Consider the following 24,177-nt stretch of genomic DNA (forward strand, 5'->3'; position numbering starts at 1 on the left):
TTCCGTCCTCCCTGGGAACAGCATCGGCGACTGACAAGTTGCCGGCTTGCTCAGCGCCCGGCGCATCCGACGGCCGGGCCGGAGGACAGGGGACTAGGAAGATGAGGCGCAGCGCGGCCCCGGCCGCCGCCCTCGGGCTGGCGGCCTTGGCGGTCGTCGGCCTGGCGGCGGCGGTCTACAGCTATTTCACACCCGCGACCGGCATCGACGGCACGCCCGGCGCGCTCCTGGTGATCGTCTCCACGACGCTCCTGGCCGGCGCAGCGCTCCTGATCGGCTTCGTCGCGGCCCTGCCGGGCTGGGGCTGGGTCACGCTGCTGGCGCTCTGCCTGCTGGACGTGCTGGGCACGGGCCTGGCGGCCTATTTCCTTCAGGCCTGGGTGCTGCTGGCCGCCATGGCCCTGGCGCTCCTGGCTTGGCTGGTTCTCGCCTTCGGCGGCGGGGCTCGACGGGAAGGAGCCTTCGCATGATCGCCCGCGCCGCCCTGATCGCCGCCCCCGTGGCGGCGGCCCTCGTCGGCGTCGCCGCCCTGGCGCAGTCGCAGGCGCCCCCGTCCGGTCCGTCGCCGCAGGCTGCCACATCGGCGGCCAACCGGACTCCCGAAGGCGCCTGGGCGAGCTTCAACGGCCAGCCGAACGGACAGAAGTACTCACCCGCCGCACAGATCACGCCCGACAATGTGGACGAACTGGAGGTCGCCTGGGAACTGCACACCGGCGACGTTTCCGACGGCGAGGGCGACCTGCCGTCGACCGTCTGGTCGGCCACGCCGCTCTTCGTCAATGACACGGTCTATGTGGGCACGCCCTTCTACCGCATCTTCGCCGTCACCCCGGACACGGGCGAGGTGAAGTGGATCTACGACTCCAAGGCCGAGCTCAAGGCCGTCACCCAGCCCTCGCTCAAGAACCGCGGTCTCGCCTACTGGCAGGCCGCCGAGCCCGTGGCCGGGGCGGCGTGTCAGAAGCGCCTCTACCTCGGCACCATGATGGGCGAACTGCATGCCGTCGACGCCGACACCGGCCGACCGTGCGCCGAGTTCGGCGTGAACGGCGTCCTCGACGTCAATCAGTGGAACGCCCCCGACGCCAAGTGGCCGCTGTCTCAGCTCCAGCCGCCCACCGTCTATCGCGACACCCTGATCCTCGGCTGGGCGGGCAAGGACTGGGAAAGCCAGGAGACGCCTCCGGGCAGCGTCTTCGGGGTCGACGCCCGCACGGGCGAGCGCAAGTGGACCTTCCACACCCTGCCGCCGGAGGTGGCGGCGACGTCGGGAACGGCCAACGTGTGGACCGCCATGTCGGTCGACGAGGAGGCCGGGCTCGTCTACCTGCCGGTCTCCTCGCCCAGCCCCAACTTCTATGGCGGAAACCGTCTGGAGCGGGCCCCGCACGCCACCTCGATCACCGCCCTCGACGCCGAGACGGGGGAAGAGGTCTGGGCCTACCAGATGGTCCACCACGACATCTGGGACTATGACGGCACCAGCGCGCCCACGCTGGTGGACATCCGCCGCGGCGGGGAGACGATCCCGGCCCTGATCGAGGCGACGAAGCAGGGCCATTTCTTCGTCCTCAACCGCCTGACCGGCGAGCCCATCTACCCGATCGAGGAGCGCCCGGTTCCGGCCTCCGACGTGCCGGGCGAGCGGGCCTATCCGACCCAGCCCTACGTCCCGCGCCCGGAACCGGTGATCGCCGACCGCTGGCCGGGCGTCTCGAGGCTCGCCGACATACTGAGCCTCGGCTACTGCAGCCGGAAGGCTGAAGCCCTGCGCCATGACGGCCTTTTCACGCCGCCGAGCCTGGGGGAGGGGAGCCTCGTCTTTCCGGGCACGCCGGGCGGGGTGGAATGGGGCGGCGGAGCGCTCGACCCGCGCACCAACACCTATGTGGTCAACAGTTCGCACGTGGCGATGATCTATCGCCTGCTCACGCGGGAGGACTACGAGCGCGAGACGAGCGGACAGGAGAAGCTGACCGGCTATCACCCCCAGACAGGGTCGCCCTACGGCCTGCGGCTGACCAACTTCCTCAATCCGCTGGGCATGCCCTGCTGGAAGCCGCCCTACGGCTCGATCTCGGCCTACGACATGGATACGGGCGAGCTTCTGTGGCGCAAGCCCTTCGGCGTCGTCCAGAAGTGGGGCTTCTACATGCCCAAGTCGTGGGGCTCGGTGACCATCGGCGGTCCCGCCGTCACCGCCTCGGGCCTCATCTTCATCGGCGCGTCCATGGACGCCCGGGTGAGGGCGCTCGACATCCGCAACGGAGAGGTCCTGTGGAAGGCGCAGGTCGACGCGCCGGCCGTCGCCAATCCCGCCGTCTACACCTATCGCGGCCGCCAGTACGTGGCCTTCGTCGTCGGCGGCAACTCGATCCTCAAGCCGGAGGTCAGCGACCAGCTCATCGCCTTCGCCCTGCCGGCGGAGGGACCGGACGCGGGCGGGTGAGCCTCGGCGCCCTCAGACGCCGTCCTCCTCCGCGCCAGGCTCGATCGCGCTTTCGACCAGCGCCCGCCAGGTGGGATCGGTGTCGTCGACCAGGTCGACGTCCTCCATCAGGGCCACCGCCGCGCCGCCGTCCGGCAGGATGAGGCCCAGGACCTCCATCTCCTCGCCGTCGGAATTGACGTGGACCTCGGCCTGGACCGCGACCGCCGCCTGCTCGCCGTCATCCTCCCACCAGATCACAGGCTGCGGCAGGGGCAGCGCCATCGGACGCGGGTCGTGCGTGTCGGCGAGGGCGAAGACGGCGCGCCTGGCCTGCACGTCCGCCAGGTCCGCCACCGCCCCGGCGAACGGCTTCAGCCGCGCCCAGTCGTCGGCGTCGAACCCGCCGCCGTCTTCGGCATCTTCGTCTTCGGGGCCCATGGCGTTTCCCATCGGAGGAGGCGGGAGGCGCGCCTCCCGCAGCGGTTCGCGTCCGGCGTCAGGCGAACACGAAATCGGTGGCGGTGAGGCTGCCCAACTGGACGTCGACGAGGACGATCGTCTGGTCGTCCAGCGTAATGACCGTGTCGGCGCCCACGGTGGCGGCGTTCTGCATCAGGGCGGCGAAGTCCGGCGCGTCGGCGATCGCAATCCTCAGGCGGTCCCCGCCGGCGACGTCGAAGTCGGTGACCACGTCGCGGCCCTGGCCGCCGACGAAGTTGAAGACGTCGGCCTCGGCGCCGCCGGTCAGGACGTCGTCGCCCATGTCGCCGGAGAGCCAGTCGGCGCCCTCGCCGCCGAGCAGGCGGTCCGCGCCCTGGCCGCCGTGAACCGTATCGGCCCCCAGGTCGCCGGACACGATGTCGTCGCCGGCGTTGCCGTGGACGAAGTCATCGCCCTGACCCCCATGGGCGGTGTCGGCCCCGTCGCCGGCCGAGGCCCAGTCGTCGCCGCTGTTGCCCTGCAGGAAGTCGTCGCCGATCCCGCCGTACAGCAGATCGACCCCGCCGCCGCCTTCGAGGCTGTCGGCCCCCTGGTCGCCGAACAGGTTGTCGTCGCCGTCCTCGCCCAGCAGGCGGTCGTTGTCCTGGCCGCCGAGCACGGTGTCCGATCCGCCGCCGCCGTGCAGGGTGTCGTTCCCCTGATTGCCGTGGAGCCAGTTGGCTTCGCTGAAGGCGATCACGACGTCGCCGCCCGGGCCTGCGGACAGGGGCTCCGGACCCGCGGTCAGGTTGTCGGCGCCCGCCGTCGGCGCCGGCGGCGCCGGCGGGCTGGGAATCGGCTCCAGAATGATCTCTCCGCCGGCCTTGAGGCTCACCTGGAGCCCGGCCGGGACGCCGCCGTCCAGGGTGACGGAGATGGCGGCCCCCGCGGCCGGACCGTCGGCGTCGATGGTCAGGACCGAGGCGGCGTAGGTCGCGGTGGCGGTCGCCGGATCGAGACCGGTCACGAGGATGCGGTCGCCGGCTTCAAACCCGATGATCACGTCTCCATCGCCGACGCGCAAGGTGTCCGCGCCCGCGCCGCCTGCGAGCGTGTCGGCGTCGCCGCCGCCCGTCAGGTCGTCGTCGCCGTCGCCGCCCTCCAGCCGGTCCGCGCCGAGACCGCCGGTCAGCTGGTCCGCGCCCGATCCGCCGCTGAGGGTGTCGGCGCCTGCGCTCCCATCAAGGGTGTCCGCGTCGGCTCCGCCGCTGAGGCTGTCGACGCCGGCGCCGCCGGTCAGGCTGTCGGCGCCGGCATCGCCCTGCAGGGTGTCGGCGTCGTCGCCGCCCGAAAGCTCGTCCGCGCCGTCCCCGCCCGCGAGGCTGTCCTGGCCCGCACCCCCCAGCAGGGTGTCGGCTCCGGCCGCGCCCTGCAGCGTGTCGTCGCCGCCGGCGCCTTGCAGCCGGTTGTCGGCCTGGTTGCCCTGCAACAGGTCGTCGCCGCTCCCCCCGTTGGCGTTCTCGATCAGCGAGCGCACGTCGTCCTGATAGAGGTGGGACATGCGGACATTGCCGCTGGCGTAGGTCGGGGCGACATTGTCGAGAACGGCGAACTGTCCGCCCAGGTCGCTCCATGCGCCGGGCCGAAGGTCGATCTCCAGGTCCGTCGTGAAGCTGGCGAAGTTGAGGGTGTCGACGCCGCCGCCGTCCCATAGCGTCAGGAAGATGACCGACGCCGAAGGATCGAAGCTGTAGGTCGTGTCGCCGGCGTTGGTGGTCCAGTTGGCCCCGTAGAGGTACTGGATCGCGGCGATGTCGTCGGCCATCGGACTGGTCGGGTAGGAGCCGGACGCGATCGTATAGGCTCCGGTCGACCCGCCCAGGACGCTCCGATAGCTCATGACGGAGTTCTCGACGCCGTCGGTGGCGGCGTCGGCGGCCGGGAAGCCGTTCGCCGTCATGTTCGGGTGCTTCAGGCCCAGCGCGTGGCCGATCTCGTGGACGAGCGTGAAGAACTGGAACCGTCCCGGGGTGAAGTCGCCGGCGACGGCGGCGCCGATCTGGATGTCGCCGCCCTCGGGCGACGCGCCCGGATAGCTCACCACCCGGGCGGTCAGGTTGCCGCCGTCGTCATAGCGATAGAGGCGGAGGTCCGACGTCTCGGCCGTGGTCTCGGTGAACGTGATGTTCGCCACGTCCGCCCATTCCCGCAGGGCCGCCCGGAAGGCGGCTATCTCTGTTGCCGTCAGAGCCTGGAAGTGGGACGGATCGGGCGGCGTCGTATAGCCGGTGACCTCGCTCGCCAGGGCAGGGAAGCCGTAGGTGAGGGCGGTCCCGTCCCACTTCGTACCGTAAAGCAGGGAATCGATCGACGAGGAGCCACTTGCTCCGACAACAACGCCACTGGCCACTGAGACACTCCTGAACACCCCGCCGGCCTTCGCCGGAGGCGCGAAACCCGATCGCGGGCGTGCCTTACCACGACAGCGCCACCTTGGCGTGCGGCGGCATCAGAAAAATTGCGGGCGATGATCGCGGGTCGGCTCGCCGGTCAATCGCGGCCCGGAGACCTCTTTTGGATCAATTGGAGCACCGCCTGCGGATTGTCATCCAGCAAGACGTGCCCGCCGGCTATCTCGCCGTAGTCGACGTTCGGGTGGGCGGACAGGCGGTCGCGGGCGGCCTGGGGAAGGATGCCATTCGATGCGCAGACCGCCTCGACCCGCTGGTCCTGGCTGTCGAGCAGGGACCAGTAGTCGCTCGTGATCAGGGGCTGGAGCCAGGGCGCGACATTGCCGCAGCGGATCTCGTGCGCCACGGCCGGGGTCGGTTCCATGGGGGGATCGAGGAGGATCCGGCGCTCGGCTTCCATATGGAGGGCGATGACGCCGCCCAGGCTCTCGCCGACGAGAGTTATCGGCTGGGCCGCCCAGAGCTGCCGCAACGCGGCCTGAAACGCCGCGGCCCAGACCTCGACCTTGGCCTCGATCATCGGCGCCTGTCCATGCCCCGGCAGCTCGACGAGCACAGCGCTCCGCTCCGCCCACGGCTTGAGCTGCAGCGATCGCCGGGCCGCGCCGTGGATGATGGCGAGCACCTCGGCGCGCGCCAGGCGATCGAAGACGAGGCTCACCTCGCCGTGGGGCGCCGGAACGAAGTACCGTCTGAGATCATCCATGCGGAGGCGTTCAACGGATCACCCGCGCCTCGGTTTCGCGCCGTGCGCCGAGACCTTCAGGCCCTGAGGCGAATTCCAAGGCGGCGCTCAGCCCGCAACGCCAATTCAATCGGAAGGAATGGTGGATGCGACAGGGATTGAACCTGTGACCCCCTCGGTGTGAACGAGGTGCTCTCCCGCTGAGCTACGCATCCGCCGGAAGGGGTGCGCCTATAACGCGTCGCTTCGCGCAGGGCAAGCGGTCAGAAGCCGCAAGGCGGCGGCCGGCAGGTCGAGATAGCTGTGGATCAGTTCGTCGGGCTCCAGCTCGGCCACGGGGATCTCGGTGTAGCCGAAGCTGACGAGCACCAGCGGCACCCCGGCGTTGCGCGCCGCGCCGGCGTCCGGGGCGGCGTCGCCGACCATCAGGGCGCGATCGGGCGCCCCGCCGGCCTTGGCGATGGCGGTCTCCAGGTGGCGGCGGTCGGGCTTCTGGGCCGGGGCGGCGTCGGCGCCGACGATGGCGGCGAAGTGGCGGGTCATGCCCAGGGTGTCGAGGAGGTTGGTGGAGAGGTCCGTGCGCTTGTTCGTACAGACCACCAGGCGCGCGCCGGCCTCGGAGAGCGCCTCCAGCGTCTCGATCACGCCGTCGAAGGGGCGGCTTTCGTCGGCGATGTGGGCGTTGTAGCGGGCGATGAAGCGTTCGAAGAGGCCGGGCATCAAGGTCTCTTCTATCGGCGCGCCGGCGGCGGTGAAGCCGCGCTGCAGCAGGAAGCGGGCGCCGCGGCCGATGAAGGGGCGGGCGTCGTCCACAGGCAGGGGGGCGTGGCCTTCCTCCTGCAGGATGTGGTTGAGCGTGCCGACCAGGTCCGGGGCGGTGTCGACCAGGGTGCCGTCGAGGTCGAAGGCGAGCGTGGCGCCGGCCAGCGGCGAGAGGTCGAGGGCGGCGAAGTGCGGATGGGCGGACAAGGCGAGGCGCCTCCTGCGTCGAAACCTGTCGCGGTTTCGGCTAAACGCCGCAAGATTGCAAACCTCGCCGCCGACTCGGGAGCCTGTCGCCCATGACCGAACGCGCCGCCGTCATCCTCGCCGCCGGACAGGGCACGCGGATGAAGTCGCCCCTTCCGAAGGTGCTGCACAAGGTCGGCGGGCGCACCATGCTCGACCGCGCCATCGATGCGGTTCAGGCGGCCGGCTGCGAGAAGGTGGTGGTCGTCGTGGGCGCGCATGAGACGGGCGCTCAGGTGCGGGCCGCCGCCGTCGCCCGCCTCGGCGAAAACGCCATCGCCGTGCAGGACCCGCCGCTCGGCACCGGCCATGCGGTGCTCGCCGCCCAAGGGGCGCTGGCGGCCTTCCATGGCGACGTGCTGGTCACCAACGCCGACTGCCCGCTGCTGGAGGGCAGGGACCTCGAGCCCCTGTTCGAACTGCGCCAGAAGGGGGCGACGCTGGCCCTGCTGGGGTTCGAACCGGCCGATCCGGCGCTCTATGGCCGGCTGATCCGCGGCGCCGACGGCCACGTGATCCGCATCGTCGAGGCGCGCGACGCCAGCCAGGAGGAGCGGAACGTCCGCGCCTGCTATTCGGGCATGATGGTCGCCGACCGCGACCGGCTGTTCGGCTGGCTCGCCAAGGTCGGCAACGACAACGCCAAGGGCGAATACTACCTGACCGAGGTGGTCGCCCACGCCGTGGCCGAGGAGGCGCAGGTGCGGGCGGTGTTCGCCCCCGAGACGGCCGTGATGGGGGCGGACTCGCAGGCCCAGCTCTCGGCCGCCGAAGCCATCTTCCAGCAGCGCCGCCGCGCCCACTTCCTCGGCGCCGGCGTGGCCATGCCGGCGCCGGACACCGTGCACTTTTCCTGGGACACGCAGATCGAGCCGGGCGCGACGGTCGAACAATTCGTCGTCTTCGCGCCAGGCGTGAAGGTGGCGACCGGCGCCGTCATCCGCGCCTTCAGCCACCTGGAGGGCGCAAGCGTGGCCGAGGGCGCGCTGGTCGGTCCCTATGCGCGGCTGCGGCCGGGCGCCGAGATCGGGCCGCAGGCGCACATCGGCAACTTCGTCGAGGTGAAGAAGGTCAAGGTGGGCGAAGGCGCCAAGGCCAATCACCTGACCTATCTGGGCGACGGCACGGTCGGCGCGGGCGCCAACATCGGGGCCGGCACGATCTTCTGCAACTATGACGGCTTCGACAAGCACGAGACGCATGTGGGCGAGGGGGCCTTCATCGGCTCCAACACCGCGCTCGTCGCCCCCGTGCGCGTGGGCGCAGGCGCCTATACGGGCTCGGGCTCGGTGATCACCCGCGACGTGGAGCCCGACGCCTTGGCCCTGGAGCGCGCGGTTCAGGCCGAGAAGCCCGGCTGGGCCGCCCGCTTCCGCGCCGCCAAGATGGCGAAGAAGTCCAAGGCCAAGGGCTGACGGCGGCGCGGCGGGCGCCTATGAACGGACCCTTGTCCGGACCAGGAGCATCGAGAGAGCGCGATGGACGCTGACGCACAGAAGAGAGCCGCGGGCGAGGCCGCCGCCGCCCTGGTGGAGCCGGGCATGACGGTGGGCCTGGGCACCGGCTCCACGGCCGCCTGGTTCGTGAAGGCGCTGGCGGCGCGCGGGATCGACGTCCTGGGCGTGCCGACCTCGCTCGCCACGGCCGAGCTGGCGCAGGGCCTCGGCGTGCGGCTGGGCGAACTGGGCCAGGTGAAGTCCATCGACCTGACCGTGGACGGCGCCGACGAGATCGGACCCGCCCTTTCCCTCATCAAGGGGGGCGGCGCGGCCCTGCTGCGCGAGAAACTGGTCTGGGAGGCCTCGAAGCGGTGCGTCGTCATCGCCGACGCCGCCAAGCAGGTGAAGACGCTCGGCAAGTTCCCCCTGCCCATCGAAGTGGTCGCCTTCGGCCACGAGACCACCGCCCTGCGGATCTGCGACGCCCTGGCCGAGTGCGACCTCGGCGTCGCGCCGCGCCTGCGCATGAAGGACGGCGCCCCGGTGCGGACCGACGGCGGAAACCTCATCTATGACGCGGCCTGCGGCCGGATCGAGGAACCCGCGGCGCTGGCCGATGCGCTGAAGAGCGTCACCGGCGTGGTCGATCACGGCCTCTTCCTCGACCTGGCCGACATGGCCCTGGTGGGAACGCCCGACGGCGTGATCACCCTGGAACCGTAAGGAGCGCGCCCCCGTGGCTGAGTACGACTACGACCTCTTCGTCATCGGCGCCGGCTCCGGCGGGGTGCGCGCGGCGCGCCTGGCGGCGATCAGCGGCGCCCGCGTTGCGGTGGCCGAGGAACACCGCGTCGGCGGGACCTGCGTGATCCGCGGCTGCGTCCCCAAGAAGTTCATGGTCTACGCCTCGGAGTACGCCAGCCATTTCAAGACGGCGAAGGCCTACGGCTGGACGCTGGGCGAGCCGAGCTTCGACTGGAGCGCCTTCCTGGCCGAGAAGGACAAGGAGATCGCCCGCCTCTCGGGGATCTACGTCACCAACCTGCAGAACGCCGGCGCCGAGCTCGTCCACGCCAAGGCGCGGCTTCTCGACGCCCACACCGTCGAACTGGTCGGCAAGGACAGGACGGTGACGGCCGAAAAGATCCTGATCGCCACCGGCGGCCGGCCCTGGCTGCCGCGGGGCCTGGAGGGGATCGAGCACGTCATCACCTCCGACGAGGCCTTCCATCTGGAGCGCCTGCCCAAACGCATGGTGATCGCCGGCGGGGGTTACATCGCCGTGGAATTCGCCTGCATCTTCAAAGGGCTGGGCGTGGATGTGACGCTGGTGCATCGGGGGCCGAACATCCTGCGCGGCTTCGACGACCACGTGCGCGCCCACCTCGCCGAGGAGATGGAGAAGAAGGGGATCAACGTCCTGCTGGGCAGCCAGCACGAGAAGGTGGAGAAGACGGCCTCGGGCTTGGTCAGCCACCTGACCGGCGGCGCCAGGGTGGAGGCCGACGTGGTGCTCTTCGCCCTGGGTCGGGAGGCCTATGTGGAGGGGCTGGGCCTGGAGAAGGCGGGCGTGGAGCTGACGGACGGAGCCATCGCCGTCGACGCCTATTCCCGCACGAATGTGGCGAACATCTGGGCCGTCGGGGACGTCACCAACCGGATCAACCTGACGCCGGTGGCCATCCGCGAGGGCGCCGCCTTCGCCCAGACGGAATTCTACGGCAACCCCACCACCTTCGACCACGAGATGGTCGCCTCGGCGGTCTTTTCGCAGCCGGCGATCGGAGCCGTGGGCATGAGCGAGGCCGAGGCGCGCCACGCCGGCCATAAGGTGGACATCTATCTGTCCCGCTTCCGGGCCATGAAGAACACCTTCGCCGGCGGCGACGAGCGGGCGCTGATCAAGCTGGTGGTGGAGCAGGGGAGCGAGCGCATCCTCGGCTGCCATGTGGTGGCCCCCGACGGCCCGGAGATCATCCAGATGGCGGCCATCGCGCTCAAGATGGGCGTGACCAAGCCGCAGTGGGACGCCACCTGCGCCGTCCATCCGACGCTCGCCGAGGAGCTGGTGACCATGCGGGAGAAGCACGTGCCGCAGGAACTGGGCGCGGCGGCGTGACGGCGAGCGAGGGCCGGTTCGGCCCCTTCTTCGCCCGTTGGTGCGGCTGGGTCCTCGTCTTCGCGGCCGTGATGACGCCGCTGCTCGGCTGGCTGGGGCCGCTGGGTTTTGCGCCGCTGATGGCGATCGTCGGCCTGCTCACCCTGCCGGCCTTCGAGGTGCGCGAAGCCGACCGGCCGGCGGCCATCGCCCTGCTGGTCACGGTGCTCTGGGCGGCGAGCTCGATGATCTGGAGCCCGTTCCAGCCGGACGTGATCTGGAGCGGCACGGCGGCGAAACTCGCCGCGCAGGGGCTTCTCTACTGGGCCGCCTGGTGCGCCGTGCGCCGGGCTGACCCCGCGATCCTGCGGCAGGCCCTGTGGGTCTTCCTGGCCGGCATGAGCCTGCTGTCGGCCGTCGTCATCTTCGAAGCGGCGACAGGCGCACGGCTCTACCAGGCCGTCCGTGCGGCCATCGGCGATCCGATCCGGCCCGACCTGGCGGTGAAGAACGTCGCCCAGGGCGTCTTCGTCCTCGCCGTCCTGTGGGCGCCGGCGGCGCTCGCGGCGATCCGGCTGGGCTGGTGGCAGCTCGCCGTCCTGCTGGCGGCGGCCGTCGCCGCGGGCAGCATCGGCCTGGCCGCCGATGCGCCGATCATCGCGCTCGCCGCCGGCGTGACCGCCGCGGCCGCCGTATGGCGCTGGCCCCTCGGCGCGCCGCGGGTGATGGCCGCCGGCGCGGCGGTCTTCTTCCTCGCCGCGCCGCTGATCGTCTGGGGTCTGCAGCAGTCGGGGCTCTACGCCCGCCTGCAGGCGGCGGTGTCGCTCTCCTGGAGCATGCGGATGGACTACTGGAGCTATGCGCTCGGCTGGATCGGCGACAAGCCGTTCCGCGGCTGGGGCCTGGACGCCAGCCGCATGTTCGGGCCGGGCATCCGCCTGCACCCGCACAACGGCGCCCTGCAGATCTGGCTCGAGCTCGGCCTGATAGGCGCGGCTGCGGCGGCGGTCTTCTGGGCGAGCCTGTTCCACCGGCTGGAGCGCCGCGCCCCGGATCCCGGCGCCATGGCCGGCGCCGCCGCGGCCGTGGCCTATCTCACCTTTGCGGCCGTCAGCTTCGGCGTGTGGCAGGAATGGTGGCTGGCGCTGGGCGCTCTGGCCGTCGTGGCGAGCCTCGGCGCGCAGCGGCTGGCGGCGGGCGCGGGCGCCCCCGCGGCCTCTTCCGTGCGTGCGAAGGCATCGACCTATCCCCATCTGTCGGAGTAGAAACCCCGTCTTTCTTCCGCCGCTGGTCGCCGGCGGCCCGGAGCGTTGAGCCATGAGCGAGAACTGGAAGCCCTCCGCCTGGCGGGCCAAGCCCGCCAAGCACATCCCGCAGGACTATCCGGACCCCGCGGCGGTCGAGCGGGTGGAGCAGACCCTGCGCGGCATGCCGCCCCTGGTCTTCGCGGGCGAGGCGCGGCGGCTGAAGACCCTGCTGGGCGATGTGGCGCAGGGTCGCGCCTTTCTGCTGCAGGGCGGCGATTGCGCCGAGAGCTTCAAGGAATTCCACGCCGACAACATCCGCGACACCTTCCGCCTGATCCTGCAGATGGCGGTGGTCCTGACCTTTGCGGGCGGAAAGCCGGTGGTGAAGGTGGGCCGCATGGCCGGCCAGTTCGCCAAGCCGCGCTCCTCGCCGGTGGAGAAGGTGGGCGATGTCGAGCTGCCCTCCTACCGCGGCGACAACATCAACGGCATGGAGTTCACGGCCGAGGCGCGCACGCCCGATCCGGAGCGCCTGCTGAAGGCCTACGCCCAGTCCTCGGCCACGCTGAACCTGCTCCGCGCCTTCGCCGGCGGCGGCTATGCCGACCTCTACAACATCCATCGCTGGACCCTGGGCTTCGTGCAGGACAGCCCGCAGGGCGCCCGCTACCGCGAGCTGTCGGAGAAGATCAGCGAAGCCCTGACCTTCATGGCCGCCATCGGCGTGACGCCGGAGAGCCAGCCGGACCTGCACCGGGTGGAGTTCTTCACCTCTCACGAGGCCCTGCTGCTGGGCTTCGAGGAGGCCATGACCCGCGTCGATTCCACCTCCGGCGACTGGTACGACACCTCGGCCCACCTGCTCTGGATCGGCGAGCGGACCCGCCAGCTCGACGGCGCGCACGTGGAGTTCTGCCGCGGCGTGAAGAATCCCATCGGGGTGAAGGTGGGCCCGACCGTCGAGCCCGACGAACTGCTGCGCCTGATCGACGTGCTGAGCCCCCGCAACGAGCCCGGCCGCCTGACCCTCTACGGGCGCTTCGGCCACGACAAGATTGCCGACCGGCTGCCGCGCCTGATGCAGGCGACCAAGGCCGGCGGCCGCAACGTGGTCTGGGCGATCGACCCGATGCACGGCAACACGCTGACGGCGGCCACGGGCTACAAGACTCGGCCCTTCGACCGCATCCTGTCGGAGGTGAAGTCCTTCGTGGAGATCGCCAAGGCCGAGGGCGTCCATCCCGGCGGGGTCCACCTGGAGATGACCGGCCAGAATGTCACCGAGTGCCTGGGCGGCGCCCGGGCGCTGACGGAGGGCGACCTGGCGGACCGCTACCACACCCACTGCGACCCGCGCCTGAACGGGGAGCAGGCGCTGGAGCTGGCCTTCCTGGTGGCCGAGAAGCTCAAGGAAGAGCGGACCGAGGTGGCCCAGCGGGCGGCGAGCTGAGACGCGCTGCGGCGTTGAGTTCGAGGCTTGCCCCGGCCCTGCGGGCCGCAGCCTTGAGCGGCTCGATGGAGGCGCCCCGCAGGGCGTGATCGAAGAAGGCGATCGCCGCGCTCGTCGTGAGCTGGCCCACGACGCCCGGCTTCGCCGGACCGATCAGGCCGAGCCTCCGTCCGACAGGCCCCGGCGCCATCAGGGCGGCGTCCGAGAAGTCCACGTGGTAGGCCCCCGGGGCGCGCAGGACGTATCCCGGCGCCGCCATTCCAGACCAGGCCGAAGCGATGGTCTCCTGCGTTTCGGCGACGTCGATTTCCGCCCAGCCCTCGCGCCGCATGGTCTCGGCGTCCCGCGTGATCCAGAGCGTCGGCTGCGAAAGGCCGCCCGCGGCCGCCGCCGGCGGCATATAGACGTCGATCGGAAGACAGGCTCGGATTCGCTGGTCAAGAACGCAGGCCTGGGCGATCACCGCCCCGCCCAGCGAGACTCCGGCCGCCCCGAGGCGGGTCAGATCGAAGCGCGCCTTCCACCGTTCGTGCAGGTCGCCAGCATTCAGCCTCTGCAATGCGTCGATGAGAAAGGTGATGTCTTCGGCCAGGGCCGGCGCCATGGCGTGCGCGAAGGCGCGGTCGGCCATGCGCGGATCGAAGTCCAGCCTTCGCCCGTCGGGCAACCGCACGCCGGCCGCCGCGCCGGGCTGATCGAGAGCGACGACGACATAGCCATGCGAGGCCAGCGCCTCCACAAGGCCGGTGTTGTGCTGGCGAAAGCCGCCGCGCCCATGGGCGAAGATCACGACCGGCCAGCGTTCGGACGAAGCCGCCATAGCCGCCTCGCTGCGGGCATGGGTTCGCACCAGGGCGAGATGGCCCAACGCCCAGCCCGGCAGGCCGAGGAGCCGCGCAAGGGGCGCGAGGGCTGCGCCGTCCTCCATGTAAGGCGCCGCGCCGACGCCCGTCCCGGCTTGCGCCGGATACCAGATCTGAGCGACCAGCCGCCGGCCCGGTTCGCCCGTGAAGGGGTCGGCCCGGTCCCAGTCGGTCAGGGCGATGCTGCTGGTCCCGATCGGATATGGTCCAGGCGGGGCTGGAAGACGAAACACTGGGACGGCCAGTCCGGCCGCCGCTGCGGCGAGGACGCCGACAAGGCCGAGGGCGGCGCCGTACGGCCAAAGGGTCGGCGCGGGACCGAAGAGGCGCCCCGCCACGAGGGCTGCGAGCCCGAAGGCGGAGGCGTAGGCCGGGATCATCTGCCACCGCGCGCCGTCGACCGTCAGATGGACGAGAAGCAGCCCGCCGACGAGCAGTACGCTGGCGGCGAGTCGGCCGAGCCCAGCGAGCGAGGTGAACCCGAGCAGGAAGGCCGCCGCGAGAGAGGCCAGGAACAGGGCTTCGGCGGGGCGCATCTCTCTCTCCGGATCGAGCGAATTCTATCGACCGCCCGGCGGCCGCCATTGAGGGAGCGCAATCTCCGCTGTGCCCTTCCAGCCACCCCCGCCGCGGAACCGGCGCGGAGGCGGAGCCGGGGGCTTGCGCGGCGAGGGGAGCGCGCTCACTTTCCGCGCCCTATTTCTCATTCCAGGTGCTCCCATGGCCGGTCTGTCGGCCCCCACGGCGCCGGCGCCCGCCGGACGCCCCAGTCTCGTTCGCGCCGACCTCGCCAAGCTCCTGAAGCTCGCGGGGCCGGTGGTTCTGGCGCGCCTGGGCATCATGACCATGGGGCTGATGGACGCCATCGTGGTCGGGCGCTTCTCGGCCGAGCAGCTGGGATTCCACGCCCTGGCCTGGGCCCCGACCTCGGTCGTGCTGACCATGGCCATCGGCCTGCTCACCGGCGTGCAGGTGATGACGGCGCGCGCCGTCGGCGAAGGACGGCGCCAGGAGAGCGGGGCGGTCCTGCGCCGGGGCATGGTCTATGGCGCCTGGATCGGGATCGCCTCGGCCGTGGCCCTGGCCATCCTCGGCCCCCTTGGCCTGCCGCGCATGGGCCTGGAGGCGAGCCTGGCGAACGGCGCCGTCGTGCCGGTCATCGTCTTCGCATTGTCGCTGCCGACCTATGTGCTCTCCTGTGTCGCCTCGTTCTGGCTGGAGGGTCTGTCGCGGCCGGGGCCGGCGACCGTCGCCATGTGGCTGGCCAACATCGTCAACCTGGCCTTCCTGCTGCTGCTGGTGCCCGGCGCCTTCGGCCTGCCGGCGCTCGGCGCGGTGGGGGCGGCCTGGGCGACCTTCGCCGCGCGCGGCTTCCTGCTGATCGCGCTGCTGGCCTACATCGCCAACATGGCTGAGGCGCGCAGCCTCGGCGTCTTCGACAAACCCGTCCGTGACCGCGTGGCCGAGGCCGAGCAGCGCAGGGTCGGCTACGGCGCCGGCGCCTCCAACTTCTTCGAGGTGGCGGCCTTCGCCTCGCTGAACGTGGTCGCTGGGTGGATCGGCGCCCTGGCGCTCGCCGCCTGGACCGTGGTCCTCAACGTCGTCGCCATCGTCTTCATGGCCCCGCTGGGCATCGCCGCGGCGACCGCCGTGCTGGTCAGCAGCGCCTATGGCGCCCGCGAGCGGGAGGGCGTGGTCCGCGCCGGCCTGGTCGGCTTCGGGGTGACGGCCGTCTTCGGCGTCGCGGTCTCGCTGATCGTCTGGCCCGCAGCGCCATGGATCGCGGCGGCCTACACCACCAATCCCGAAGTGCTGGCGGTGGCGACGGGCGCGCTCGTCCTGTCGTGCCTCTTCCTGCTGGCCGACGGGATGCAGGTGGTGATCGCCCATGCCCTGCGAGCCCGCGGCGACATCTGGCTTCCGACCTTCACCCACCTGACCAGCTACATCCTGATCATGATGCCGCTCGCCTGGTGGCTGGCCCTGCCGCGCGGCCTGGGGGTCGCCGGCATCGTCTGGGCGGTCATCATCGCCAGCCTGATCTCGGCGGGCCTGCTGGCGGGACGCTTCTGGATCCTGGCGCGACGGCCGATCTAGCGTCCGGCCCCGAGGATCCAGCCTTCCTCGCGCTCGGCGTCGACCACCACCGCAGGATCCATGTCGGCGGCGGGACCGAACTGCTCGGCGAGCTTGCCGGCTTCGTCCAGGCGGGCGAAGTGCTCGGCGGTCTCACGAACCTGGACGAGATCCTTCACCTCGCCCGGCGCGGCCTTGATCTTCAGAAGCGAAGGGTAGACCTCGGCCACCACGGCCTCGACACCCTCCAGATCGGCCTCGTTCAGCGCCTTGAACCCCGTCTCGAAGGGCCAGACCCGCACCGCCTCGCCGCGAGCGGCCTTCAGCCGCTTGATCGCCGGGATGCCGAGCAGGGCCTGACCGCCGACCGAGCCATTGTAGTAGAGCTTCCAGATCGAGGCCGCGCCCTTGGCCGCCAGGTCCGTGTGCCGGAATTCCGGCAGGTCGCCCGGCCCGTGGGCGCGGGTGCGCTTGGGCTGCAGAGTGGTCAGCGCATCCTTCGGCGGACAGCCCCAGAACGGGAAGGGGCCGCCGGTGATCCGCCGATTGAGCTCGGAGCCGACGCCGAAACGGTTGTTGGTGTTGTCGGCCTTGTCCTTGACCATCTTGTCGACCTGGTCCCAGACCGCCCGCCAGGGCGGATCGCCCGTCAGCTTCAGGGCGTCTGCGAAGCCGCGGGGGAATCCCAGAGGAAAATCAAAGCCGAGCAGGGCGCGCTCGCCACGCTTCTTCAGGTCGTCCAGCACCGTAGCCAGGACCTTCTCGGCCTCCTGACGCGTGGCGGGATTGTGGGACTCGAAGGACATGCGGAAGCGCACGTCGCGCTTGAGCACGCCGATCCAGACGGAGTCCGCGCCGGTGGCGGGCTTGGCGGCCGCGCTCCAGTCGACGATCACATAGGCGCTGAAGAGGCGCGTCACGGGTCTGAACTCCGGGGGTGGGGGTGAGCCGGTTGTAGCCGCTTTGACCCTCGCGGGCCAATGGCGTGGTCGTTCACAAGACACACAAGATCGCTATGGTGCGCCTTCGTTCGGATCCGGAGAATCCCTGATGAGAGCTTTCGTCCTCGCCGCCGCCCTGGTCTCCACCCTCGCGCTCGCCAGCTGCGGGCAGTCTTCGGAGACCCAGGGCGCCGCGCCGGCCGCGGTCGGCGGCGGCGACGTCGAGCCGGTCCCCACCGGCCCGGTCCTCAGCGGCGTGGGCACGGTGGCCAGCCTCGAGGGCCGCACCATGGCCATCGACCACGAGGCGGTGGAGGGCGGCCTGCCCGCCGGCCGGCACGAGTTCCGCGCCTACGCGACCGTCCTGGCCGAAGCCCCGCTGGAGCCGGGTTCGCGGGTGGCCTTCAGCTATCAGGCGGCCGAGCCCATGCCGGTCCTGACCGAGCTGTCCGCCCGCTAGGAGCCTTCCGCCGCAGTGGCGCGCCGCGCACGGATCATGCTAGGCGCGGCGCGGACAGCGGAGGCCACATGAGCAAGACCTTGCGCGGCGGCGTGATCGGCGCCGGCGTCTTCGGGACCTACCACGCCCGGCAGTATGCGCGCCTGGAGGGCGTCGATTTCATCGGCGTCCTCGACCCGCATCCGGAACGCGCGGCGGGCCTCGCCATGCCGCTCGGCGGCCGCGCCTTCGCCCAGATGGACGAGTTCCTGGAGGCGGTGGACGTGGTCACCGTGGCCTCGCCTGCGCCCTTCCACGCCGAGCAGGCCCTGGCGGCCGTGAAGGCCGGCAAGTCCGTCTATATCGAAAAGCCGATCGCCATCGACGTGGCCAAGGCTCAGGCGGTGGCCGACGAGGCGGCCCGACGCGGCGCCGTGGTCGCCTGCGGCCATCAGGAGCGCGTCCTCTTCCAGGTCATGGGCCTGTTCGACATCCCCGCTCGCCCCCTGCGGCTGGAGGCCGTGCGCCATGGCACGCCGTCCGAGCGCAGCCTCGACGTCTCGGTGGTGCTGGACCTGATGATCCACGATCTCGATCTGGCGCTTTCGCTGTCGGCCGCCGAGCCGGTCACCGCCGAGGGGGAGGGGACCATCGTGCGCAGCGGGTCGTGGGACACGGCCCGTTCGGAAGTCACCTTCGACGACGGCTTCACCGCGATCTTCGACGTCTCCCGCCAGGCCGAGGCCCGCGAGCGGACGATGAAGGTGGTCTATCCCAGCGGCGAGCTGGAGATCGATTTCCTGACGCGGGCCTTCCGCAACACCACGGGCTTCACCCTCGATCCCGACTTCGCCGAGACGCCGGCGGCCAGGGACACCCTGGGCGCCAGCATCGAGGGCTTCCTCGCCGCCGTGCGCGGCGAGGCGCCGCGTCCGATCGTCACCGCCGCGGAGGCGATCCGGGCGCTGGACCTGGCGCTCGCCGTCGAACAGGGCCTCGAACAGATCGGCTGAGCCGGCCGCGCCTCAGTGGTGGCGGCGCAGGAACTCGATGAAGGCCGCGCCGTCGGTGACGAGCAGCCACAGGCCGCCGGCGAAGATCAGGACGGCGACCGCCTTCAGCCCGATGTCGAGGGCCTCGAGCGCCGGCGGCCGCCGTTCGGCGCCGACGGCGAGCATGGCGAGGTCGCCGAGGCCGAACAGAACGCCGGCGGCGCCGCCCACGATGGCGAAGAGGAAGAACCCCATGGCCCAGGGGCGGCGCGCGTGCGCGCGGTCCTGGAACTGCGGCTCGGTCGGAGCCTGGAAGGCGATCTCGTAAGCGGGGGCGTCGGCCAGGGGCGCGCCGGCGCCGGGACCCGGGGCGATCCGCAGCCGGTAGCCGGCGCCTGCGATCCAGGGCCTCTCCGCCTCGATCTGGAAGGCCAGATCGACGTCGTGTCCGGGGATGTCGATATAGGGCCAGATCCGGACCGGCGCCGGCCCGGCCGGGCCGGTCAGCGTCACCATGTCGGGCGTGAGGTCGCGGACGTCGAACCGCTGCGCCGTCACCACCGTGATCCGGCCGTAGCCGTCGAGGGCCTCGGCGCTGGGCAGACGGCCGCCGTCGGCAGGGATGCTGAAGACGAAGAAGGGCGCGGGTCGACCATGGGCCTGCGCCCAGATCGCCTCCCAGCCGGCCGCCACCGCCCGGGCGTTGGACTCGTAGCCGCCGGGGGCCTTGGCGAGATTGGCCGCACCCCACGGCCAGGCGCGCCGTGAATAGCCCGCCGAAAGGAAGGAGAGCAGCTTCAGCTGCCGCTCCAGGTCGGCGCTTCGCCCCATGGTGTCGCGCATGACCTCGGCGAGGTTGTCGGCGTTCAGCCGCGTCTCGCCGAAATAGGCCGAACGCTCATAGATCCGTGCGAAGTCGGCGTCGGGCACGAAGGGACGGTAGGTCCAGCGCAGCAGGCCCTCGCCGGCGATGCCCAGCATCGCGTTTTCCATGTCGTCGCGGTCCGGCTCCCCGACCGCCTTGGCGTGCTTCTTCAGCGTGGCGTCGAGGACGCGGTCCTCCACCACGTGGGCGTAGGCGCCGAGATAGTGGGCGAAGAGCTCGTCGTGGTTCGGCTGGGCCTGCGTCTGCGGCCGCTGCAGATCGCTCCAGGCGGCGTCGAGATAATGGGCGTGCAGGGCTTCGCCGTGCGGCTTCAGCCCATGGCCCCAGTCGGGGAAGGCGACGCCCGACTGCACGGCGTCGCGGTGCGTCTGCAGGAAGCGACGGAGCTCCGGCGTCTGGACCTGCTCGACGGCCAGATCGGTGATGTGGCCGTGGGTGACGCCGTCCCAGGCGCAGGCCGGCGCCGCTGGAAGCAGGGCGAGGGCGGCGCAGAGGCCGGCGGCGATCCTGGAGAGCTTCATCCGGTCACCGCATGGAAGAGGCCGACGAAGCCGGAGGCGGCCGCGAGCATGACGAAGCCGGCTGCCGAAACGGCCGCGCCCAGTCGTCCCCGCCGCACGTTCGGCCGCCGCCGCAGGAGGACCAGGCAACCGCTCGCCGCGGCCAGGAAGGCGGCGGCGAGCAGCAGCGGCTGGAGCACGTAGGGGTCCAAGGTCCCGTCCTAGTAGCGCGCTTCGAGGGAGACGCCGAACACCCGCGGTTCGCCCAGCAGCGGCCGGGCGGCGTTGGCGTCCTTCACGTAGTCCACGTCGAAGAGATTGCGCACGAAGACAGCGCCCGTGACCCGGCCGAAGTCGTAGCCCGCCTTCACGTTCACCAGGGTGCGGGCCTCGTTCTTCCGCGTATTGCCCGTGTCGGCGAAACTCGTGCTCTGGTAGTTGGCGTTGGCGCTGGCGAAGAAGCCGTCCTCGCCCTGCCAGGCGCCGCCCAGCACGGCGGTCCATTCCGGCGCATAGGCGAAGCTGTTGCCCTCCAGGCCGTCCAGCCGGGTGGGGTCGACGGTGATGCCGAGCGCCGCGGCGGCCTCCGGCACGGTGACGTCGAACTCGGTGAACTCGGTGTGGCTGTAGCCCAGGCCGCCATAGAGCTTCAGGTTCCGGCTCACATCGAAGTCGCCCTGCAGTTCGAAACCGTAGAGCTCCGCCTGGCCGGCGTTTGCACCGATGCTGTCGGTCTCCTGGTCGGAGAGGTCGATGGTGACCTGCAGGTCCTTCCAGTCGACATAGTAGAGATTGGCGTTGAAGCGGGCGCGCTTGTCGAACAGCTCCGAGCGCAGGAAGAGCTCGTAGTTCCACGTGTATTCCGGCTTCAGCGGGGTCACCAGCTGGCGCACGACGTTCACGCTGACCCCGCCGGCGCGATAGGCGCGCTGGGCGACGGCGCCGACCGAGACGTCCTCGGTCAGGTCGTAGCGGACGGAGGCCTTGGGCAGCCAGGCGTGGAAGGTCTGCGTGGCCTCTCTCTCGGCCTCGGCGAAGGGGTCGAGGGCGGCGTTGATGCCCGCCGCGAGCGCCGCAAGCTGCGGGCTGATCGGGGCGAGCTGGGCCGGATTGGCCAAGCCCAACACCAGGCCGGAATTGGTGATCCGCGAGGTGTTCTCCTCGTGGTCGTAGCGCAGGCCGAAGGCCAGGGTCAGGCGCTCGGTGGCCTCGAACTCGCCCTCGCCATAGGCGGCGTAGTTGGTCACGCTGACCGGCTGGGCGTTGAAGGTGTAGAGCGGCGCATCGTTGGAATAGAAGCTGGCCAGCAGGTTCGCCGTGGCGCCGGTCAGGCCGAAGCCGGCGGCCGTCTGAACCACCAGCGGACGGACATTGCGGAAGACGAGGAAGGTGAAGTTGTCCTCCGACTCGTGCTCGCGGGTGAAGTAGAGGCCGCCCAGCGCCTTCAGCCGGCCGCCGGCGTCGTACTTCAGGCGCAGCTCCTGGCTGAAGATCTCGACCGTCTCCTCCTGCAGCTCGACAGGATCGACAGGAAGGGTTCCGTCGCCCAGATAGCCGAAATCGCCGATGCCGTAGGGGTTCTGCAGCGTCACCGGCTGGGCGTAGCCGTAGGCGAAGACGCCGCCGTCGCCGTCGCGCTGCTTGTAGTTCTCCGAGTGCTGGCCGGCCGTCTCGGAAATGAGGGTGAGGGCCGGATTGAGGCGCCACTCCGCCGTCAGGGCGCCGGCCCACGTCTCGGTCGTATCGAACTCCGGCACGTTGACGAAGCTCAGGCGGCGCTCGGCGCCGTCCTGCCCGGCGACCCCCGCCTCGAAGCCGGGGCCCTTCTGCCCCGCGTCGAGATAGCCGTTCGCGCCCAGGATGCGAGTGTCGGACGGCGCATCGCGGCGGTCGATGTCGGCATAGTTGACCGCCAGGCGGACGGTCAGGTCGTCGGTCGGCTCGAACAGCAGCTTGCCGCGAACCTGGAGGTCGTCGGCATAGTCCACCTTGTCGGTCCCAAGGACCGGGTTCTCGAGGAAGCCGTCACTGAGGCGCCGTTCGGCCGAGAGCCGGAAGGCGAGCGTGTCGGCGATCAGGGGACCGCCGAGCGCGACCGCATAGTCCTGGCCGCCGCCATCCGATGCGATCACCCGGCCCTTGGCCTGCCAGTCATAGCTGGGGTCGACGGACTTGATGTAGATGGCGCCGGCCAGGGCGTTGCGCCCCTGCAGGGTCGATTGGGCGCCGCGCAGCACCTCGATCGACTGGACGTCCCACAGCAGGTCCGGGCCGAAGCGGGTCGACTTGTCGCTCATCCGGACATTGTCGACATAGAGGGTGCCGAGGGCGCCGAAGCCCGCGCCGGTGATGTTGTCGAAGGCCACGCCGCGGATGGCGAACCGTCCGTTCGCCCCGGCGGTGTTCACGTTCACCAGCCGCTCGAACACGTCGCGGCCGGAGATCATGGAGGAGGTTTCGATATCCTCGGCGGAGACGTAGCCGACGCTGGTCGCCGTCTCCTGCATGTTCCGGCCGAACTTCTCTCCGGTGACGATGATCTCGTCCACCTGCGTGGTCGCCGCGGCCTCCTGGGCTGCGGCGCCGGTGGACAGGCCCGCGCAAAGGGCGGCCACGGACGCGCACGCCGCCAGCTTCAGCTTCATCTCCAACATCCCCGATCTGAGGTCCGCATGCGAGCGGACTGGCGCGCGCCCTGGCGTCGCGCCGGCCTATCCCCGACGACGGAAAAATCCGTCAGTCGCTGTCATAATCGGCGGAAGTGACGTTCGTCTGACGGTTCGGTGAAGGGACGGCGGCTTGGCGGACTCAGCGCGGCGGAACGCGTCGAAAGGCGGCGACGGCGGTGTCCGCATAGGCCTGGGCGGCCAGGATCGTGGGCTCCACGTTCGCCCAGCCGATCTCCGCATAGAGGCGCAGTTCGCCGGGGAGTTCGCCCCGCAGCCACTCCCGGAACATCGGCCGGATGGTCCCGAAGAGCACCGAGGCGACGATGCGCGACTCGAGCGTCGGCCGCCCTTGCCGCGCGAAATAGGCCTCGGCTCCGTCGAGGGCGAAGGCGGTCAGCTCGTCGATGCGCATCTGGTGGCCGCGTTCGATGGCCTGCAGCTGATCGGAGCCCTGGATGATGGCGTAGACCTGCGAAACCGAAGCGCGGTTCGCCTCATAGAAGCCGGTCAGAGACTGGAAGGCGGAGCGCACCGCATCATAGGGCCTCGGCCAGATGGACATGGCCTCGTTCAGGAAGGCCTCGTAGCGGTCCACATAGTCGTAGCGCCGCGCGTAAAGGATCAGCTCCTTGCGGGGGAAGTAGCGGAACAGGGTGCGCTGGGTGACGCCGGCCGCCCGGGCGATCTGCTCGGTGGTCACGGCGTCGTAGCCGCAGGCCTGGAAGAGCGGCAGCGCAGCGTCGACGATCGCTTCAGCCGTCCGCTGCTTGGCCAGGGCGCGGACGCCCAGGGGCTCGATGGAAGGATTCGGAGCGGAAGGCATGGCGGGATGCGGAACAACTGTCAGTCAGTGACAAGATATAGCTGGCGGGCCGCCGGGCCAAGCGCCCGGCGCCGCGGTCGGATTCGGCGTCCCGAGGGGCGCAGGCTTGGGCTAGACTGGACCTGAACCGAGGGAGCGCGCCATGACCAACGCCTACGACTATTCTTTTCAGTCCATCGAGGGCGGCGAACTGCCGCTGGCGACCTTCAAGGACAAGGTCGTGCTGGTGGTGAATACGGCCTCGAAATGCGGCCTGACCCCGCAGTACGAGGGGCTGGAGAAGCTCTACTCCGATTACCGCGACCAGGGGCTCGTGGTGCTCGGCGTACCCTGCAACCAGTTCATGGGGCAGGAGCCCGGGACCGAGGCCGAGATCAAGGACTTCTGCGAGACGCGCTTCTCCGTCGATTTTCCGCTGACGGCCAAGACCGACGTGAAGGGCGAGGGCGCCCACCCCTTCTATAAGTGGGCCAAGGCGGAACTCGGCGAGGCGGCCGATCCGGCCTGGAACTTCCACAAGATCCTGGTGGGCAAGGACGGCGCCCTCATCGGCGCCTTCGGCCCCCGGACCGAACCGCAGGATCCGGAGGTGGTTTCGGCGGTGAAGGCTGCGCTCTAGGTTCTGAACCCATAAAGCTTGCTGGTTGAGGGCGACGCTGATTCAAGGCTTCCGAAAGGAGCTTGAGATGGCGCGCTACGACCTGAGTGAAGCGGAGTGGCGGCTGATTGAGCCGCT

Annotated in this window: 21 protein-coding genes and 1 tRNA gene; 11 read left to right on the forward strand and 11 right to left on the reverse strand. The window is 70.6% G+C overall.

All coding sequences use genetic code 11. From position 1 onward, the window contains the following. Positions 1 to 101: 101 nt before the first annotated feature. Positions 102 to 470, forward strand: a complete 369-nt coding sequence (locus H2041_RS09410; protein ID WP_293411923.1) for a hypothetical protein — start codon at positions 102 to 104, stop codon at positions 468 to 470. Continuing rightward, the gene (locus tag H2041_RS09415) at positions 467 to 2,452 is read left to right on the forward strand and encodes a pyrroloquinoline quinone-dependent dehydrogenase (protein ID WP_293411925.1); all 1,986 of its coding nucleotides are present in this window, start codon (positions 467 to 469) and stop codon (positions 2,450 to 2,452) included. The genes H2041_RS09410 and H2041_RS09415 overlap by 4 nt, the downstream gene beginning before the upstream one ends. Before the next feature lie 12 nt (positions 2,453 to 2,464). Here the strand turns inward: H2041_RS09415 and H2041_RS09420 are convergent, their stop codons facing one another. The 5 genes from H2041_RS09420 to H2041_RS09440 form a co-directional block, all read right to left on the reverse strand. Then, on the reverse strand, positions 2,465 to 2,872 hold the full coding sequence (locus H2041_RS09420; RefSeq protein ID WP_293411927.1) for a hypothetical protein: 408 nt from the start codon (positions 2,870 to 2,872) through the stop codon (positions 2,465 to 2,467). 58 nt (positions 2,873 to 2,930) lie between these two features. Next, complete coding sequence (locus H2041_RS09425) at positions 2,931 to 5,264, reverse strand: M10 family metallopeptidase (protein ID WP_293411929.1); 2,334 nt, start codon at positions 5,262 to 5,264, stop codon at positions 2,931 to 2,933. 140 nt (positions 5,265 to 5,404) lie between these two features. After that, positions 5,405 to 5,986: an alpha/beta hydrolase gene (locus tag H2041_RS09430; protein WP_293411931.1), complete on the reverse strand. Its 582-nt coding sequence runs from the start codon at positions 5,984 to 5,986 to the stop codon at positions 5,405 to 5,407. Positions 5,987 to 6,150: 164 nt separating this feature from the next. Continuing rightward, a tRNA-Val gene (locus H2041_RS09435) sits at positions 6,151 to 6,225 on the reverse strand. A gap of 16 nt (positions 6,226 to 6,241) precedes the next feature. Beyond that, the gene (locus H2041_RS09440) at positions 6,242 to 6,979 is read right to left on the reverse strand and encodes an HAD-IA family hydrolase (RefSeq protein ID WP_293411933.1); all 738 of its coding nucleotides are present in this window, start codon (positions 6,977 to 6,979) and stop codon (positions 6,242 to 6,244) included. 92 nt (positions 6,980 to 7,071) lie between these two features. On the opposite strand from H2041_RS09440, the gene glmU reads away from it, so the two are divergent. From glmU to H2041_RS09465, 5 genes are all read left to right on the forward strand, one after another. Then, positions 7,072 to 8,433, forward strand: a complete 1,362-nt coding sequence (gene glmU, locus H2041_RS09445) for a bifunctional UDP-N-acetylglucosamine diphosphorylase/glucosamine-1-phosphate N-acetyltransferase GlmU (RefSeq protein WP_293411935.1) — start codon at positions 7,072 to 7,074, stop codon at positions 8,431 to 8,433. A 63-nt stretch (positions 8,434 to 8,496) separates the two neighbouring features. Continuing rightward, positions 8,497 to 9,180 (forward strand): ribose-5-phosphate isomerase RpiA, encoded by a 684-nt coding sequence (rpiA, locus tag H2041_RS09450; protein ID WP_293411937.1) that lies wholly within the window; start codon positions 8,497 to 8,499, stop codon positions 9,178 to 9,180. Positions 9,181 to 9,193: 13 nt separating this feature from the next. After that, positions 9,194 to 10,576, forward strand: a complete 1,383-nt coding sequence (gene gor / locus H2041_RS09455) for a glutathione-disulfide reductase (protein WP_293411939.1) — start codon at positions 9,194 to 9,196, stop codon at positions 10,574 to 10,576. Beyond that, a complete protein-coding gene (locus H2041_RS09460; protein WP_293411941.1) occupies positions 10,573 to 11,820 on the forward strand; it encodes an O-antigen ligase in 1,248 nt (415 codons plus the stop codon). Before gor ends, H2041_RS09460 begins: the two co-directional genes overlap by 4 nt. Positions 11,821 to 11,872: 52 nt before the next feature. Further along, on the forward strand, positions 11,873 to 13,252 hold the full coding sequence (locus H2041_RS09465; RefSeq protein ID WP_293411943.1) for a class II 3-deoxy-7-phosphoheptulonate synthase: 1,380 nt from the start codon (positions 11,873 to 11,875) through the stop codon (positions 13,250 to 13,252). Here the strand turns inward: H2041_RS09465 and H2041_RS09470 are convergent. Continuing rightward, positions 13,209 to 14,651: a hypothetical protein gene (locus H2041_RS09470; protein WP_293411945.1), complete on the reverse strand. Its 1,443-nt coding sequence runs from the start codon at positions 14,649 to 14,651 to the stop codon at positions 13,209 to 13,211. The genes H2041_RS09465 and H2041_RS09470 overlap by 44 nt on opposite strands. A gap of 184 nt (positions 14,652 to 14,835) precedes the next feature. On the opposite strand from H2041_RS09470, the gene H2041_RS09475 reads away from it, so the two are divergent. Then, positions 14,836 to 16,212, forward strand: coding sequence for an MATE family efflux transporter (locus tag H2041_RS09475; RefSeq protein WP_293411947.1), 1,377 nt, complete (start codon positions 14,836 to 14,838; stop codon positions 16,210 to 16,212). On the opposite strand, the gene H2041_RS09480 is transcribed toward H2041_RS09475, so the two are convergent. After that, positions 16,209 to 17,111, reverse strand: a complete 903-nt coding sequence (locus H2041_RS09480) for a cobalamin biosynthesis protein CbiG (RefSeq protein ID WP_293411949.1) — start codon at positions 17,109 to 17,111, stop codon at positions 16,209 to 16,211. The genes H2041_RS09475 and H2041_RS09480 overlap by 4 nt on opposite strands. Positions 17,112 to 17,241: 130 nt before the next feature. Here H2041_RS09480 and H2041_RS09485 point away from each other — a divergent pair, with 130 nt between their 5' ends. Next, complete coding sequence (locus tag H2041_RS09485; protein ID WP_293411951.1) at positions 17,242 to 17,592, forward strand: copper-binding protein; 351 nt, start codon at positions 17,242 to 17,244, stop codon at positions 17,590 to 17,592. A gap of 68 nt (positions 17,593 to 17,660) precedes the next feature. After that, positions 17,661 to 18,584 (forward strand): Gfo/Idh/MocA family oxidoreductase, encoded by a 924-nt coding sequence (locus H2041_RS09490; protein ID WP_293411953.1) that lies wholly within the window; start codon positions 17,661 to 17,663, stop codon positions 18,582 to 18,584. A 12-nt stretch (positions 18,585 to 18,596) separates the two neighbouring features. Here H2041_RS09490 and H2041_RS09495 read toward each other — a convergent pair whose 3' ends face one another. From H2041_RS09495 to H2041_RS09510, 4 genes are all read right to left on the reverse strand, one after another. Continuing rightward, complete coding sequence (locus H2041_RS09495) at positions 18,597 to 19,970, reverse strand: hypothetical protein (protein WP_293411955.1); 1,374 nt, start codon at positions 19,968 to 19,970, stop codon at positions 18,597 to 18,599. Next, on the reverse strand, positions 19,967 to 20,161 hold the full coding sequence (locus H2041_RS09500; RefSeq protein WP_293411957.1) for a hypothetical protein: 195 nt from the start codon (positions 20,159 to 20,161) through the stop codon (positions 19,967 to 19,969). The genes H2041_RS09495 and H2041_RS09500 overlap by 4 nt, the downstream gene beginning before the upstream one ends. A 9-nt stretch (positions 20,162 to 20,170) precedes the next feature. After that, complete coding sequence (locus tag H2041_RS09505) at positions 20,171 to 22,594, reverse strand: TonB-dependent receptor (protein WP_293411959.1); 2,424 nt, start codon at positions 22,592 to 22,594, stop codon at positions 20,171 to 20,173. A gap of 163 nt (positions 22,595 to 22,757) precedes the next feature. Continuing rightward, positions 22,758 to 23,441, reverse strand: a complete 684-nt coding sequence (locus tag H2041_RS09510) for a TetR/AcrR family transcriptional regulator (protein WP_293411961.1) — start codon at positions 23,439 to 23,441, stop codon at positions 22,758 to 22,760. Positions 23,442 to 23,583: 142 nt separating this feature from the next. On the opposite strand from H2041_RS09510, the gene H2041_RS09515 reads away from it, so the two are divergent. Continuing rightward, positions 23,584 to 24,060, forward strand: coding sequence for a glutathione peroxidase (locus H2041_RS09515; RefSeq protein ID WP_293411963.1), 477 nt, complete (start codon positions 23,584 to 23,586; stop codon positions 24,058 to 24,060). Positions 24,061 to 24,177 lie beyond the last annotated feature (117 nt).

Origin of the sequence: Phenylobacterium sp., from assembly GCF_013911965.1 — a bacterium.
Classification (GTDB): domain Bacteria; phylum Pseudomonadota; class Alphaproteobacteria; order Caulobacterales; family Caulobacteraceae; genus Phenylobacterium.

What these genes read in the sequence shown, in the direction of transcription:
- H2041_RS09415 (WP_293411925.1), top strand. Translation starts at nt 467, where the DNA reads ATGATCGCCCGCGCCGCCCTGATCGCCGCCCCCGTGGCGGCGGCCCTC.
- H2041_RS09470 (WP_293411945.1), bottom strand. Translation starts at nt 14,651, where the DNA reads ATGCGCCCCGCCGAAGCCCTGTTCCTGGCCTCTCTCGCGGCGGCCTTC.
- H2041_RS09465 (WP_293411943.1), top strand. Translation starts at nt 11,873, where the DNA reads ATGAGCGAGAACTGGAAGCCCTCCGCCTGGCGGGCCAAGCCCGCCAAG.
- H2041_RS09475 (WP_293411947.1), top strand. Translation starts at nt 14,836, where the DNA reads ATGGCCGGTCTGTCGGCCCCCACGGCGCCGGCGCCCGCCGGACGCCCC.
- H2041_RS09505 (WP_293411959.1), bottom strand. Translation starts at nt 22,594, where the DNA reads ATGAAGCTGAAGCTGGCGGCGTGCGCGTCCGTGGCCGCCCTTTGCGCG.
- rpiA (WP_293411937.1), top strand. Translation starts at nt 8,497, where the DNA reads ATGGACGCTGACGCACAGAAGAGAGCCGCGGGCGAGGCCGCCGCCGCC.
- H2041_RS09485 (WP_293411951.1), top strand. Translation starts at nt 17,242, where the DNA reads ATGAGAGCTTTCGTCCTCGCCGCCGCCCTGGTCTCCACCCTCGCGCTC.
- H2041_RS09410 (WP_293411923.1), top strand. Translation starts at nt 102, where the DNA reads ATGAGGCGCAGCGCGGCCCCGGCCGCCGCCCTCGGGCTGGCGGCCTTG.
- H2041_RS09420 (WP_293411927.1), bottom strand. Translation starts at nt 2,872, where the DNA reads ATGGGCCCCGAAGACGAAGATGCCGAAGACGGCGGCGGGTTCGACGCC.
- H2041_RS09490 (WP_293411953.1), top strand. Translation starts at nt 17,661, where the DNA reads ATGAGCAAGACCTTGCGCGGCGGCGTGATCGGCGCCGGCGTCTTCGGG.
- H2041_RS09515 (WP_293411963.1), top strand. Translation starts at nt 23,584, where the DNA reads ATGACCAACGCCTACGACTATTCTTTTCAGTCCATCGAGGGCGGCGAA.
- H2041_RS09495 (WP_293411955.1), bottom strand. Translation starts at nt 19,970, where the DNA reads ATGAAGCTCTCCAGGATCGCCGCCGGCCTCTGCGCCGCCCTCGCCCTG.
- glmU (WP_293411935.1), top strand. Translation starts at nt 7,072, where the DNA reads ATGACCGAACGCGCCGCCGTCATCCTCGCCGCCGGACAGGGCACGCGG.
- H2041_RS09510 (WP_293411961.1), bottom strand. Translation starts at nt 23,441, where the DNA reads ATGCCTTCCGCTCCGAATCCTTCCATCGAGCCCCTGGGCGTCCGCGCC.